Here is a 15,026-nt window from a genome sequence, read left to right on the forward strand (position 1 = left end):
CGCGGCCGTCCCGTCGGCTATACATCAGCTGCCGTTGCACCGCCGACGAAAGGGGCGTCCCATGGCCGGAGCGCGCCAGAAGAGGCGTGCCGCATCCGCCCCCCGTACCGAGGAGGCCGGCGGATGGAAGGCCATGCGGACGTGGCTGGCGGGAATCGTCAGCGCCGTGATCGTCGCGGCCGTCGGGGTCGTGTTCGCCGCCTGGTTCAACGCGCGCGGCCCCGACACCGTCGAGAGCATCAGCGGCGAGCCCCCGATCAAGGTCGGCCACGTGGCCGTCGACTACGCCGCGCAGGACACCACCCTGAGACAAGCGGTGACCGACCCCGCGGACCGGGCGGTCCTGCTGGGCAGCGCGTCCGGCTCGCGACGCGACACGGTCATGGCGCGCCACGACCGGGCCCCGCTCGAGACCGCCGACCTCACCGTCGTCCTCGTCGGCAACCGCAGCAACCTGCGCATCGTCGACATCCAGCCGCGTGTCCTCGACCGCAAGCCCGTCTCGGACGGCGCGCTGTTCATCCACACCCCCGCCGGAGAGGCCGCCACCATCGAGCTCTCCGCCGACCTCGACGAACCCGCACCTCGCTTCACCACTCCCGAAGACCCGGACACCTCGTACTTCAGGAAGAAGCAGATTGACCTCAAACGGGACGAACGAGTCACGCTATCCATGACGGTCACGGGCACGGCCGCCTACTACGCCTTCGACCTCCTGGTCACCGTGCTCGCGGGGGACCGGACCGAGCAGTTGACGATCCAGGGGCCGGACCGGACCCCGTTCCGGGTGACCGGTACCTCCAGCACCTACCACGCCTACTACACGACCTCTCCGCTCCGCGGCTGGCAGCCGATCTCCAGGAGCGACGCGTGCGCGATCGAACGGAAGCTCGCCAAGGCCGGGAGGTGCTGACCGCGCGCGGGCACCGGTCAGCCGTGATCGTGCTCGTGGTCATCCTGGCGACCTGCTCGGCCGCGAGTCCTCACAACGTCCGCGTACCCGTCGAGTGGCGCGCGTCGTGGTCGGTGCCCGCGGACGCCGAGAACGGCATCACGTTCCTGAAGGCCCCGGGCCACGCCGTGTCCGCCCGTGCGGTCGCCGTGGCGACGCGGCAGAGCACCGTGAGAATCCACGACCCGCGCACGGGCGCGCTCCGGCGCACCGTCCCCGCCGACCCGGCCCGGCCCGCGCCCATCACCGGCGTCTGGATCGCGGGCGACACACTCCTCGTCGCCAGAGGAGCACCGGACGGCGCCGAGCAGACCCTGTACGGCCACGACCTGGCCACGGGCGCGCCGCTGTGGCGGCGCACGGTCATCACCGCCCCCGGTCAGCCCCATCTGGGTGACACCGGCTCGTACCACGGCCCGCGGATCATGGCGACCGAGCACGGCGTCGTGGTGTTCGAGCAGGCGGACGAACCCCTCGACATCCAGGCCCTCGATGCGCGGACCGGAATGACCACGGCCAGGGTGACCCACCCGCGAAGCTGCCGGCTGACCGGCGCCGCGACGGCCCGATCGGTGCGGCTGCTCAGCCACTGCCAGGGGAACGAGCTGCGGCTGGCCTCGATGGATCCACGCACCCTGCGGCAGGAATGGACGCGCCCGCTGCCGTCGTCGTCCTCAGCGAAGGGCGTAGGCCCGCCGATCGGCCTCACGGCCAACGCCGAAGGGTACGTGCGCGCCAGGGCAGGCGAGGAGGACTTCTTCTACGGGCCCGACGGCCACCTGCTGTCCACCGGCTCGCAAGCCGTCAAGGTCACGGCTCCGGACCGCTGGAACCCGCCCCTGTACGCCGGCTCCTCCACCGTGGCGAACGACCAGGGCCGTACCCTGCAGGACTCCACCTGGCCGCTGCCCGCCCACCTGATCTCCATGGACCCCGTCACCGGCCGGCTCGGCGGGCTGCCGATCGACCTGCCCGCCCACCTGGTCTCCCTTGCCGGGGGCAGCCGGGACATGGCCTTCGTGTTCAGCGAGGTGCCCGGGGACGGGCGGCTCACCGCGTACGAGCTGATCTACGGGACCGCCCGCCCGCGGACCGCCTGGCCGGACGCCTGCGGCCTGCTGACCGGCCGCGACCTGGCGGCCGTCGCGGATGGCTACCGCCCGGCCCCGGCAGCGGACGGCGCGGCGCGATGCGACTGGATACCGCCGGCCGACGACGGCGCCGTCGTCTCGCTGTCCGTGGAATGGGTGTCGTCGTCGGACGCGGACGCGCTGAAGCTGTACACCGCCGAGGCCGCCGCCGTCGAAGAGACCGGCGACATCGATCCCACCACCGAGGCCCCGGGCTTCCTCTCGTACACCGTGGCCGAGACGAACGGCTTCTACGGCGCGACGATCATCAACGTGGGCCCCGTCATCGTCCGGCTGACCTCGTCCTCACGGCAGGCGGTGCGGCTCCTCTCCCCGCTGCTGCGCGACCATCTGCTCGCCCGGTACAAGCCGGGCGTTCGCGCCCCTGCCCCCGTGCGCGAACGCGGATGGAGTTTCCCGACCGACGCGGCCGTGCGTACCGAGCCGGTGGTGACCGGCGGCGTCGTCTACGCCACCAGCGGCGACGGCACGGTGTCCGCGCTGGACGCCGCCACCGGCGCGGTGCGGTGGCGCTACCGGACGGGCGGCTCCGTACAGGACGGTCACGTGGTGGCGCACGGCACCGTGTACGCGGCCGGCGGCACCGGCAGGCTGGTCGCGCTGGACACGGGCACCGGCCGCCCGAGATGGAGCCGCAAGATCACCGTGTCGGGTCGCCTCGTGGTCGCGGCGGGCCGCCTCTACCTCTGGAGCAGGCACCCCGTCTGGTCCTCGAAGGCCGAGCTCGTCGCGCTCGACGCCGCCTCCGGTAAGCGGCTGTGGAGCTTCGAGCCGGCGGGCGACGTGCTGACCCCCGAGCCCGTACTGGCCGGCGACGTCGTCCTCACCGGCAGTGACCACGGCGTGATGTACGCCCTCGACCCCGCCACCGGAACCGAGGAACGGCGCTACCGGCTCGGCGCGGACGACGACCGCATCCTCCTGCTACGGGCCGGCACGACCGTCTACGCCACGAGCAGCAACGGCGACGTGACCGCCTTGAACGCCGTCTCGGGCGAGGTCCGATGGAGGTCACGGGTCACCGGCGCCATCTCGTTCCGTCCGGTGGTGGCCGGCGGGACCGTGTACGTGGGCGACGACGAGGGCACCACGCACGCGCTGGACGCCGCGACCGGCGCGCCCCGGTGGGATTTCCCGGCCAAGGGCGACCAGCCCATGTTCAGATGGAGCGCCGCGGTGGCGGACGGACTCCTCTACACCGTCGGCCGCGACCGTGCGCTGTACGCGCTCGACACCGCCACGGGCAAGATGCGCCGGCGCCTCCCGCTGCCCGGCGGCCACGACACCGGCCCCGTGGCCGCGGACGGAACCGTCTACATCTCCGACCGCGAGGGAACGCTGTACGCCCTCGACCCCGCCACCGGCACGGTGCGATCGAGGTTCCGGACCGGTGGCACCGTCCAGACGGAGCCTGTCGTGACAGACGGCTTCGTGTACATCGGCAGCTCCAACGGAAACATCTACGCACGACCCACGGCAGGCCCGTAATGCTGTGACTCGGCCACTGTGGCTCTCGAATGATCGATCGCGGGATACTGGTCCGGTGGATCTCCCGGCCGAGCTCAGAGAACGTCTGGCCGGCCTCAGAGGTGATCTCCTCTGGGGTCGGCTCCCGGGCAGCGTGACGGATGCCGGCTGGCTGGCCTGTGAGCTCGTCGAAGCAGGTCTGGACACGCCGGCGGTCTGGGAGCTTGCCGGTCACGCGTTGTCCATCGGAGCCATGAAGGAAGTCGAGCCGCTGGTCCGCCAGGTGCTGGCGGAGAGCGGCTTCCCGCCCATCGATCTCCGGCGCGAGCCGTGGGCGGTCGCTCAGGACGTGGCGCGGGGGATGGCGGAGGGCACGCTGCCCATGGGCAAGGGCGCCGACTTCCTCATCCTTGAGCTCGGGGACAGCTGGACCACCCCCAAGGAGATCTGGGAGCTGACCCTTCTCATCGACGACTGGGAGGCCCTGCGTGGGACTCCGCCGACTGACGACGAGCTTCGAGAACAGGCACGCAAGATCATCGCTGCCGCACCGGGGTGGCCTGACGCGAAGACTGATCAGGAACCGTAGACGATCGCATGCCTCAGATCATGACGGCTCGCCCATGGAGGCAACCGGTGCGGCGAGGCGTCGGACTTCCGCGGGACAGCCGTCGTCCGGGAGCGGCAGTCGCTACCATCCTCGGGTGGCGCAAGCTCAGCGCAAGCACATCCCCAACGAGATCCGGCGCGCGCTCTTCGACGCGACCGACAGACGATGCACCATATGCCGCAGACCCCTGGATATCGAGGGCGGCACCCACCACATCGGCGAGATGGGTCACATCGCGCCGCACTCCCCGGACGGGCCTCGCCGGGAGGCGGCCAGGCCGGCGGAGGTCGACGGCCTCGGCAACCTCATGTTGCTGTGCCCGAGCTGCCATCGAACCATCGACAAAGAGCCGGGTCTGTGGCCGGATGAGCAGCTGCGCGCCATCAAGGCCGAGCATGAGGGGTGGGTGGTCGTCGAACGGGCCCGACCGGAGCCCGACAAGCCAATCGACGAAGAGCCGACGGGCCTCGGCGAGATCGTGGAGATCGGGGACGTCACCTACCGGGTCACGAGCGATCCCGAGGAGGCGCGGTCCGCGGACGGCACAGCGATCGTGTCCCGGGCGTTCGCCTTGGCGCCGGACGGACGTCACGTCTGGATCCGCAGGATCGCCACCGGATGGCCCGGTTCCGAGGCCCTGGAACGCCGCGTCGCCCTGGCCGCCGAGGCCGGTCTGCTCACCGAAGCACTCCCCGGCCTGCCGCCGCCCGTCGCGGCGTCCATGACCGCGGAGACGGCGATGCTGGTCACCGCTGTTCCTTCGTTCACCACCCTGGCCCACTTCTACGGCAGCCGGGGCCGCGAGCCCGAGACCGTGCGGGTCCTGGCCGCCGGAGCCGCACGGCTCTGCGAAGGGCTGGCCTCCCTGCATGCCAGAGGCCTCGCCCATGGCGCCCTCGACCCTGGTTCGATCATGACTGACCGGAACGGAGCGCTCTTTCTGCGCGACGCCGGCCATGCGTTCCTGCATCCCTCCGAGCCCGCCGAGGACGTCCGCCGGCTGGCCGAGCTGATCCACCTGACGGTGACCGGGCGCCCACCGGTACCACTCGTATCGGCCACGGTCCTGAACCCCGCCGTCCCGGAGCGTTTCGCCCGCGCTCTTGACCGCGCGCTCTCACCCGATCCGGCCGAGCGCGGCGACATCGCGGAGCTCGGCGCGGGGCTGCGCGTCTGAGGCGAAGGAGCAGCTCGTGGAGAGAAGGGTCGTCGACCTCGGTGCCGAGGTCGGTCTGATCTGGTCCAAGAACTTTCCCGGCAAGCTGGTCGGGCAGCGCGAGCGCCATCCGCTGCTACCAGGGCTGGACGGGATCTGCCACGACCTGTGGGCGGCCGGGCCGCACAACCTGGTCCCCGCTCGCCTGGAACGCGGCCGGGAGGGCCGGGACGACTTCCTCAAGATCTATGTCGACGGCCGGTACGCTCTCATACTGATCCCCACCCAGAACTCGCAGGGCTACCTGGTCAGCGGGATCCATCCGATGCACTTCAGCGACCACGACCAGATCGTGCGGGGCGGCCTGCTGTTGCGGGCCGGACAATGGCGGGTCTACGACCACTTCGCCCAGCTGCGTCACTCCTCCGGCTGGCGGGCCATTCAGACCGCCTGGGCCACCGGCGTCACCGCGCCGCCCGATCAAGAGCCCATGGTACGAGCCTCCCACACCGCGTATCTCGACCGGCTCGCCACACTGGTGGACCAGGGACGGCGGATCGAGGCCTCGGCCGGCGACGCCAGCCGGCTCGTCCCGTACCACCGCGTGACCCCGGTGGCCGCAACCCGCCGCTCCGCACGCTCGGTGCACGCCTTCCAGCTCATCGACGCCAACCGGCTGACCGACGGCACCCGCGTACACATCGACGGCGAGCCCGACCTGCGCGGCCGGATCCAGCGCATCGACGAGGGCGTGGCGACGGTACGGTTCGAACGGCCCGTGGACTTCGGCCGGATCCCCGAGAGCGGCGCCTTCGCCGAATCGCCCAACCTGATCGCCTACGACAAGAAGCGCACGGCCATCGAGATCCTGCGAGAGGGCCGCGCCCGCAATCCGCTGCTGCTGACCGCGCTGGTCGACCGTCGCTTCCAGCCCTTCGCCCCCGTCCTCGGGCGCCGTCCCCGCGAGCCTCTGGACGCCAGCCAGCTCAGCGCCTTCCACAAGGCGCTGGCCGTTCCCGACCTCGCACTCATCCAGGGACCGCCCGGCACCGGCAAGACGCACACCATCCGCCAGGTCGTCCTGGGCTGCGCCGAGGAGCAGCGCAAGGTCCTCATCTCCTCCTACACCAACCGAGCGGTCGACAACGTGCTCCAGGGCCTGCCGGAGGACCTGCTGGTCCTGCGCATCGGCCGGGAGGACGGCGTCACGCCGGGCTGCGAGCACCTGATGCTGGAGGCGCGAGCGGTCGAGCTCCAGCGGCGCATCGCCGAGCGGACGGAGCCCGTCCTCGCCCGCTACGCCGCGGCGGCTTCGGATGGTCCCGCGGACGCCCTGTACCGGCAGCTCGCCGAGGACCTGCGGTGTCTGGAGGAGGCCGGTGCGGACGTCCGGCGGAGCGCCGCCGCGCTGGCCGAGCGGGCAGATCTCGTGACCGCCGACCTCCGACGGCGGTCGGCTGCCCTGGACGACGAGGGGCGCCGCCACGAGGAGCTGCTCGCCTGGCACGTCCATGCCCTCGACCGGCTCGACCGCGCGCTCGGCAGGGCCCGGCGGGCCGCCGACCTCCCGCTGGTCGGCCGGTTCTTCCGGCGGCGGCTCACCCGCCTCCGAGAGGAGCGGTCCGCGACGGCCGCCGAGTCCGAGGGCATCCGCCGGACGCTGGCCGTGCTCGCGCAGGACCAGGCACGGCTGGCGGCCGAGCTCGACCAGGTCCGCTCCACGCATCCCGACCTCGTGGCCGCCCGCCGGGCTCACGAACGGGACCTGGCCGGGCAACGAGCCGGCGCCGAGCGGGCCGCGAAGGTCGCCACGTCCCTGTGCGGGCTGCTCGACGGCGAGACGCCCGAGATCAGTGCCGACCCGGCGAGGCTGGCCGCGTTCCTGCCCGCCGCGGGCTCGGCACTCGGGCTGATGCGTAGACGGCTCGATCTCCTGACGTCCTGGCGAGCACACCTCGAAGGGCGGACCGAGCAGTTGTACGGCGAGCTCGTCAGATACGCCGACGTGATCGGCGCGACCTGCATCGGCACCGCGACGAGCGAGCATCTCGACGACGTCGACTTCGACGTGGCCATCGTCGACGAGGCGGGCCAGATCAGCACGGCCGACCTGCTCGTCCCGCTGGTCCGGGCACGCAGGGCGGTCCTCGTCGGCGACCACGTCCAGCTTCCGCCGCTGCCGGATCAGCGGCTGGTCGCCTGGGCCGCGGCGGAGCACCCCGGCGATTCCGGGCTGGCGCGGCTCATCACCGACAGCGCCTTCGAGCTGCTGTTCCCCGCGACGCCCCAGGAGAACAAGGAGCTGCTGCGCTTCCAGCGCCGGATGCCCGAGAGCCTGGCCCGCTTCATCTCCCGCCACTTCTACGGCGGTCTCCTGGAGACCGACGTGAGACGGGTCCACCACGACGACCTGTTCGCCGCTCCCGTGGCGTTCGTCGACACCTCCGAGCTCCCGGAGCGCGAGCGGCGCGACCGCAGACCCCGCGCGGACGAGCCCTGGCCCAAGGACAGCCGGCTCAACGTGTGCGAGGCGGGGCTGCTGGCGCTCCTGGCAGCCCATTACCACGCGCAGTCCGATGACTGGGCGGTCATTCTCCCTTACGCGGCTCAGATCGGACTGGTCACCTCCCTGCTCGCCCGGCGCATCGGCGACGAGAGCGCCGTCGCCCGCCGGGTGGCCACCGTCGACTCGTTCCAGGGCGGCCAGCACGACACCATCCTCTTCGGGTTCACGGTCAGCAACCCGTACCGCAACATCGGCTTCCTCCGCGAGGTACGCCGCTCCAACGTGGCCTTCTCCCGGGCCAAGCAGCGGCTGATCCTCGTCGGTGACCTCACCACGCTCCTCAACGCCACCGACCCCGGCTTCCGCGACCTGGCGCAAGCTCTGTACGACCATGTGCGAACCGCCGGGGACCTGCGCGGCTACCGGGAGATCATGCGACGCCTCGGGGAGAGCCCATGAGCAGTACGTCGGCCGACACGATCCTGTACGCCCAGACCCGGGCCCTGGAGCACGCCGCCGACCTGCCCGGCATCCGGCCTGTACGGATCCACGCGCTCGCCTTCCCCGTGCACGCTGCGGAGCTTTCGGCGATCATCGAGGAACGCGGCCCGTTCGACCTCCTCGATCGGTACGTCGGCCTCGCCATCGCCGAGGGCGGGTTCACCCGTCTCCAGGACATCGCCGTGTTCCTGGGCGTCTCCGAGCACATGGTCGACCGGGTGCTGCGCTTCCTGGGCGGCATCGGCCACCTGCGGGGCAGCGCCGACGCCCTCTCCCTCACCGAGCGCGGCCTGCGGTCGGTCCGCGACGACCGCCGCTACACCGAGAAGCAGGAGCGGCTGCGCCTGTACTTCGACGGCGTGCGATGCGGGCCACTGCGTACCGCCCACTACGCCCGCGGCGTCCGCGTCCTGGACCGGGACGCCGCATACGCCCAGCGGGCCTTCCGCCTCCTCCCCGAGGCGTGCGGTTTCCGTCCGGGCGCCGTCGGGGAGCTGGCCCGGCGTCCCGACCGGGGCGAGTACGACCTGCCGGACGAGCTGCTCAACCTCGAGGTGCTGGAGGTGGACCGGGCGTTCCTGCCCTGCTACGCCGTCAGGGCGCACGACGGCCGACGGCTCACGACGCTCGTCTACTCCGGCGTCGCCGAGCTGCGGGACCATCACCTGGAGGAGATCCTCAACTCCTGGCCGACGGCCACGCACGTGATGGAGAGCGCCGACTCCGAGCAGCCGCGCGACCATTTCGCCGAGTGGATGCGCGAACGAGGGATCGCCCCTCAGGCACTCGCCTGGGTCGACCACCACAGCTTCCGACTGGTCCTGCCGCCCGCGCGCTACTCCGGCCGCGCGGGCGGGACGCGGGAGAAGGGCACCTTCTCCCTGATGATGCTCGGCTCGTACGTGGCTCCGCGCAGCCACGTCCTCCAGCTGTGGTGCGACGACGCCCCTACGCGGGCCAGGGCCGTCCTCGACCGGGCCTTGGCCTACGCCACGGCGACCCGCCGCACCCTGCCGGACGTGACAGCATTCCTCGAACGCGTCTGCCGCCAGCTCGAACCGGACACCCACGTCACCGTCGACGACCTGCAGAGGCACGCCCGTCAGGCCGGATACGGCACTCTCGACCTCGGCGATCCTCACCCAGCCCGGTGATCGTTTCCGGTCACGGCACTAGCCGGCGACGAGCTGGCGGGTGATGCTGGGATCGCTGATCCTGGTGTCGTCCGCCAGCAGGAACGCCTTCGACAGGATGACCGACAACATCCCGCCGTCCTCCTCGAACGGCAGGAACACCGATGCGGCGGAGCGGTCGCGGCCGGGGACGATGCACAGGTAGGCGTCGTTCGGCTCCATCAGGATGTTGCCCGACCCCAGATGAATCCGGTAGGTGCGCAGTTGCCCCCGCACGCGCAGGAACCGGTCGGTCAGCTCCACCCGGTCGGCGATCTTCAGCCGGGGCAGCAGGCGGGCCAGCGCGTCACGCCGCGTGCGAGCGGTCTCACTCAGCTCGCCGAACCCGTACGACTGCCGGTAGCCGTCGTGCCCGGTCGCCGCCTGCTGGTCGAGCCCCAGGGACCCGACCCCCACGGCGAGGTCGGCGTCGCGCAGCAGTTCCGACAGCACCAGCGGCGGCACTTCGGTGAGCGGCGCGTCGCCGGGAAGATCCACGCGGCGGAACCGGATCGCGTCGGTGGCGGCGCAGGAGGCCGTGCCCCAGTCGTCGCGGTGGGGGTCGGAGGCGACCCGCATGCCCCAGCTCGCCTGCCAGCCGGCGAGCGTCTTGACGGCCGCCCCTACGTCACCGTCGCACTCGTAGTCCCAGTGACCGATCGACAGCCCGCTCCAACCGCGCTGCTCCAGCAGCGCCTTGGCCTGCCCGTAGCGCACGAGGTGACCCTTGAAACGGTCGGAGTGGGTGCGGGTGCGCTCCTCCGCCGGGGTGAGCAGGTAGACCTCGCGGAACGTCTGCTTGAACGGCTGCCTGATCCCCCGCTCCAGCAGGTGATCGCGCCAGCCGCGCACGCCCTCGGCGCTCTCCTGGATGGGGTGCCACAACCGGACGGGCGTATCGGCGCCGGGACGCACGGATTCGCCGCTCGCGCCGGCCAGCGCCCAGCCGCCGCCGCTCCTGACCGGCAGCCCGGCGAACCCGTCGGGGAGCCGCCAGATGAGGGCGCGGGTGTAGGGGCCGGTGACCGGATGGTCGAAGAAGTACTGCTCGGCCTCCTGCCAGGGCAGCTCCCGTTCGACGATGAGCATCTGCTCCAGCCGCTGCCGCTCGGCGGCCTGCGTGCGTTTGAGGTCTTTCAGCGTGGCCTTGAGATCGGCGAGCACTGGATCCTTGCGGATGGGCTGGGGCGCCGACTTGACGACGCGTCCCGACGCGTTGACGAACCGCAGCACCGGCCCGTCGACGTCGAGCCGGACGACGCAGTCGCCGGCCCGCTCCTCCCGGACGCCGTCGGGGCCGAGCCCGAAGGCGGGGACGGTCCGGTCGACGAGTTGTTCGTGGCTCAGCCCCTCTTGTACGGCCACCGCGTCGAGGGCATCGGACGCCTTCGCCAGCAGGGCCGGTCTGCGCACCCTGGCTCGCACGCGCGCGAGCACGCCCACGGTGTCGAGGCCGCCCCGCTTGGCCAGCACGTTCAGTGCGGCGTTGGCCAGTCTCTCGTTGCGGCAGACGGCGGCGCCGCCGGTGCCGTTGCGCCCGATGCCGCAGTTGACGGCGACGTCGCCGAGCAGCGTGGACACCCAGGGCGCGTCGATCACCTCGCAGGTCCACAGCATGCCGCGCAGCGGGAGGACGGTGTGGCGGGCGAGGAAGACCCTGCCGCCGGGCTCGCGGCTCTCGCGATGGGTGGCCACGCGGGAGAGGATCTCGCGAAGCACCGCCACGCCGTCGTCGGTGAGCAGCGTGCGGACCTTGGCGAGCCAGGGTTCGCTGGGCCTGTTGGCCTTGGCCTTGCGCCAGTGTTTCAGCAGAGGCAGCACGGCGGGGTGAGCCAGCCGGGCGGCGTACTTCCCTGCCATGGCGCGGGCGATGGGGTCGCCGTCCCAGACCATGCTGCGCACGACCCCGGCCGGCCCGTGCTCCGGGGGCTCGGTCAGGACGCGCTCCAGGTCCTTGCGTAACGCGGCCCGGCCCGGGCTGCGGTGGGCCGGGTGCCACGGCGGCGCGTCACCAAGGATCTGACGGCGCTCGGAGTATCCGAGCGCCGCGATGGCGGCCAGCGGAATCCGGTACAGCTCGGCGTGCCCGGTGTGACCGCAACTCGACAGCGCGTCGGCGATCTCCCACAGGGCGCGCGTGTCCTCGAACGTCCAGGGGATGTCGCCGTCGGCCACCTCACGCACCAGCCGGAGCACCTCCTCGGGGTACTCGTGGCCGCCCTCGTCGCCCAGGCTGAGCCGCAGTTGCGCCCACATGCCGAACGCCCTGCGCCCGGCGTCGTCGGCGCCGGGCCGCCCGCCCGCGTCGTACAGGGCGAACAGCTCACGCGGCAGCCCTTCGATGCGGTAGTCGAGCAGGTAGCCCTGGGACCTGGGAAAGTTGTCGAGGACGCCCATGTCAGTCTCCGGCCCGCGGCACGAGGCGGACGAGCTCGCGCGCCAGGCTCGCGTCGGGCCGAGCGGGAAGGGCGCTCTCGACTGAGCACCTGCCGGTGGCGCTCTCGTCTCTGGAGGTGGCCGTGGCCATGGGGGGCTCCATCGTCGTCGGTCGGTCAACGGGACAGGCCATAGCTATCAACGAGCACCGACAATCCGAGGGCGGGGCGCCAGCCGGGGCCCGGAAACACGAACAGCGCATCCGCGAACGTCTCCCGCAACGAGCCGTCGCGGCGTTGCCCCCGCCGTGATCCCGGCGGCCACGGCTGGCTGGCGGCGGAGGCAACGGATGCTCGGTCAGGAGGCGATGTAGGAGTACAGGTCCTCCATGACCCGGTCCGCGTCGTACAGGTAGACGTGGTCGGTGACCGTGTTGGCGAGCACCCCCGCGGTCAGCCCGTTGAAGTGGGCGTTCGGCCGGTCCGTGCCGGGGCCGACGTAGACCTTGTAGAGGCTGCCCGGCTCGATGACGGCGCCGTCGCCCACCCGCAGGAGGGCGTTGCCGAACTCACGCAGGGTGTAGCCGTTGAGATCGATCGGCTTGTCGGTGGTGTTGCGGAGTGCGACGTACTCGCCTCCGTTGGGCGCGACGTCGTCGCCGTCCGGGTTGTACACCACGCTGTCGATGACGACGTCACCGTTCGTGCGCAGCGGCTTCCTGCCGGCGAGCACGGCCTTGGCGACGTTCGGCAGGTTGGTGAACAGGTAGTCGTAGCCCTGGCGCTCGATCATGCTCAGGATCGACGGACCGTCCTCGACCTCGCTGACGACTTCAAGCCCGAAGGACTGGACCCGGGCGACCTGGGAAGCGGTGGTCTGCACCGGGTTGCCGGCGATCGCGGTGACCCAGGTGGCGAGCTCGGTGAGCACCTCATCGGTCGCCGTCATGAACGGGTAGCCGCTGCGGAGCAGCAGCGTGGGCACCTTGGGCAGCAGCGCGTGGAACTGACGCAATGCGGCCTCGTCGAAGGACTGGACCCAGATCTGCGGAGCGCCGTTCCTGGCCTTGAAATCGTGGGTGTAGCCCCAGGCGCGAAGCTCCTTGACCAGGTTCTCCACCATGCCGGGGTAGAGGGTCGGCGACTTGAGCTCGGGCGCGAGGCCCGCCCGGCCGTTGGTGAGCTGGAACCACTCGCGCAGGGTGAGGATCCGCTGCCCGGCGAAGGCCGGGTCCCACCACGAGCCGGCGTCGAGCTGCTTGATCTCGGCCAGGGTGAAGTCGATGACGTTCCACGGGGCGCGGTCGGGGAAGAGCTCCTCGACGTTCGTCGTCCGCGCGAGAGTGTTGTCGTGGATGACCACGAGCACGCCGTCCTTGGTCTGCGCCAGGTCGCCTTCCAGGACGTCGGCGCCATCGGCCAGGGCCCGCTTGTACGCCGCGGTGGTCTCCTCCGGCGCGTTCTTCGAGGCGCCTCGGTGTGACCAGACCACCGGCCCGCCGCGGTTCGTGTGGCGGACGGCACCCGGGCCGGTGCCGGTGGCCGCTGTCCCCCCAGGTACCGGCGAAGGTGCCGTAGAGGCGTCCGCTGGAGCGATCCGGGTGGCGACGAGCATCGCTGCCACGGCGGTCAGTGCTGCTAAGAGGACGAGCGCCGATCGCAGCCGATTGACGATGAACCCTGGAAGTTGCATGGGGAGACTTTCTGAGTAGGTGCACGCGTGTGGGTCTTCGCGCGTGGGCAATGTAGAGGCTCCTTCCGTCCGACGGATGAATGCCTGACGACGGTACGGCTGACAGCTGATGATCTCCCTGGTTGCCGCGCCCATCGCGCTCGGGCCGGCCACCGGCATGCGTCATCGTTCATCGACCACCGCGTGACCGGTCTGCTGTGCTATGCGGTGCACATGAGCCGTTCGGCTGCGGCGATGGCGTCGGCCGGTTGGCCGGAAGCCAGCTGGACGACCACCTGCGTCTCGCCGTCCGCACTGCTCATCGCCATCCCGCTGTAGCCGAAGATCCACCCGGAATGGCTGAACACGCGCCGCCCGCAGCGGAGCGTCTCGGCGAAGATTCCGAAGCCGCCGGCCTGCAGTCGCCTGCCCACCTCCTGGGTGAACACCCAGTGGTAGAAGCTCGACACGTCGGCCGCGGTCGAGATCAGCCCGCCCGCGGTCCAGAACATCGACGAGTCCAGCTCGGTGTTGTCCACTCCGTCCGCGCGGTATCCGTGCGCGATGTCCTTGGGCAGGTCGTCGGTGGGCAGCTCGGTCGCCGTCAAGCCCTGCGGGCCCGTGATGCGCTCGCTCAGCAGCTCCCTGTACGGCTTGCGGGACACCTTCTCCAGAATCATGCCGAGCAGGATGAAGTTGGTGTTGGAATAGCCCTGCGCCTCTTTGTCGGCATATTTCAGCAGTTCTCGGGGCGGCCAGTGCCGGAGGTGGGCGCCGTTGCCCCAGTCCTTGGCGAAACGGTCGTCGCGCAGGTAGTCGGAGATGCCGCTGGTGTGCCTGAGCAGGTCGGCCACGGTCGCCTTCGTCTTGATGACACCGGGCAGCAGTTTGTCCACCCGGTCGGTGAGCGCCAGCCGCCCCTCCTCGACCTGCTGCAGAACGAGCGTCGCGGTGAACGTCTTGGTGATGCTCGCGATCCTGAACCGATGATCCGTGCGCATCGGCACCCCGGTGTCCGCCTGCCCTGCCGCCGCTTGCCACGTCTGGTCGCCTTTCCTGACGTGCACCACCGCGCCCGACGATCCGGCCTCGACGAGCCGCGTGGCCTCAGCCTGCACGCCCGGCGCCGGGGAGGGCCGTACGGACGGCGTTCGCGGGACCGGAGAGCTGCACGCGGCCGCGCAGAGCAGGGCGAGAATGGCTGTGATCCGCATGACCTGATAGTGATGTTCGAGCTCTCCGAGGGGAAGGCCGGCACGGTCGAAGAGCACCTCGTGCCGCAGCACCACGATCTCCACCTCCGGCCCGGCGGCTGTCAACACCCCGCGAGGGCGCCGCCAGCAAGATCATCGACTGTCTGACCGATATGCATAATTGGACTCGACTCAATTAGTCAATACGGACAGACGTCTTATCGGCCCGAAGACCGAAACCCTGATTACGGGCATCTATGGATGATCAAGA

General features: G+C 71.0%; 9 protein-coding genes. 6 read left to right on the forward strand and 3 right to left on the reverse strand.

What is annotated here, in order from left to right; translation table 11 throughout:
• The first annotated feature begins 61 nt into the window (after positions 1–61).
• The 6 genes from AB0H64_RS16090 to AB0H64_RS16115 all read left to right on the forward strand — a co-directional run bounded on the left by AB0H64_RS16090 (position 62) and on the right by AB0H64_RS16115 (position 9,497).
• A complete protein-coding gene (locus AB0H64_RS16090; RefSeq protein WP_357624476.1) occupies positions 62–913 on the forward strand; it encodes a hypothetical protein in 852 nt (283 codons plus the stop codon).
• Entirely contained in the window at positions 871–3,591 is a 2,721-nt protein-coding gene (locus AB0H64_RS16095; protein ID WP_357624479.1) for a PQQ-binding-like beta-propeller repeat protein, read from the forward strand. The genes AB0H64_RS16090 and AB0H64_RS16095 overlap by 43 nt, the downstream gene beginning before the upstream one ends.
• Positions 3,592–3,646: 55 nt before the next feature.
• Positions 3,647–4,159, forward strand: a complete 513-nt coding sequence (locus AB0H64_RS16100; RefSeq protein WP_357624482.1) for a hypothetical protein — start codon at positions 3,647–3,649, stop codon at positions 4,157–4,159.
• 115 nt (positions 4,160–4,274) lie between these two features.
• Positions 4,275–5,357, forward strand: a complete 1,083-nt coding sequence (locus AB0H64_RS16105; protein WP_357624484.1) for a hypothetical protein — start codon at positions 4,275–4,277, stop codon at positions 5,355–5,357.
• A gap of 16 nt (positions 5,358–5,373) precedes the next feature.
• Positions 5,374–8,301 carry an ATP-binding protein gene (locus AB0H64_RS16110; RefSeq protein WP_357624486.1) on the forward strand — a complete coding sequence of 976 codons (2,928 nt, stop codon included), beginning with the start codon at positions 5,374–5,376 and terminating at the stop codon, positions 8,299–8,301.
• The gene (locus AB0H64_RS16115; protein WP_357624489.1) at positions 8,298–9,497 is read left to right on the forward strand and encodes a hypothetical protein; all 1,200 of its coding nucleotides are present in this window, start codon (positions 8,298–8,300) and stop codon (positions 9,495–9,497) included. The genes AB0H64_RS16110 and AB0H64_RS16115 overlap by 4 nt, the downstream gene beginning before the upstream one ends.
• Positions 9,498–9,515: 18 nt before the next feature.
• On the opposite strand, the gene AB0H64_RS16120 is transcribed toward AB0H64_RS16115, so the two are convergent.
• From AB0H64_RS16120 to AB0H64_RS16130, 3 genes are all read right to left on the reverse strand, one after another.
• Positions 9,516–11,912: a DUF4132 domain-containing protein gene (locus AB0H64_RS16120; protein WP_357624492.1), complete on the reverse strand. Its 2,397-nt coding sequence runs from the start codon at positions 11,910–11,912 to the stop codon at positions 9,516–9,518.
• A gap of 336 nt (positions 11,913–12,248) precedes the next feature.
• Positions 12,249–13,382 (reverse strand): glycerophosphodiester phosphodiesterase family protein, encoded by a 1,134-nt coding sequence (locus AB0H64_RS16125; RefSeq protein ID WP_357624495.1) that lies wholly within the window; start codon positions 13,380–13,382, stop codon positions 12,249–12,251.
• A gap of 401 nt (positions 13,383–13,783) precedes the next feature.
• Entirely contained in the window at positions 13,784–14,884 is a 1,101-nt protein-coding gene (locus AB0H64_RS16130) for a serine hydrolase domain-containing protein (protein WP_357624497.1), read from the reverse strand.
• Between the last annotated feature and the right edge of the window lie 142 nt (positions 14,885–15,026).

It is taken from the genome of Nonomuraea sp. NPDC050733 (genome assembly GCF_040654215.1).
Lineage (GTDB): Bacteria > Actinomycetota > Actinomycetes > Streptosporangiales > Streptosporangiaceae > Nonomuraea.

Bases quoted from the DNA above. Each gene is read 5' to 3' on its own strand.
- AB0H64_RS16115 (WP_357624489.1), top strand. From the start codon at position 8,298: ATGAGCAGTACGTCGGCCGACACGATCCTGTACGCCCAGACCCGGGCC.
- AB0H64_RS16090 (WP_357624476.1), top strand. From the start codon at position 62: ATGGCCGGAGCGCGCCAGAAGAGGCGTGCCGCATCCGCCCCCCGTACC.
- AB0H64_RS16120 (WP_357624492.1), bottom strand. From the start codon at position 11,912: ATGGGCGTCCTCGACAACTTTCCCAGGTCCCAGGGCTACCTGCTCGAC.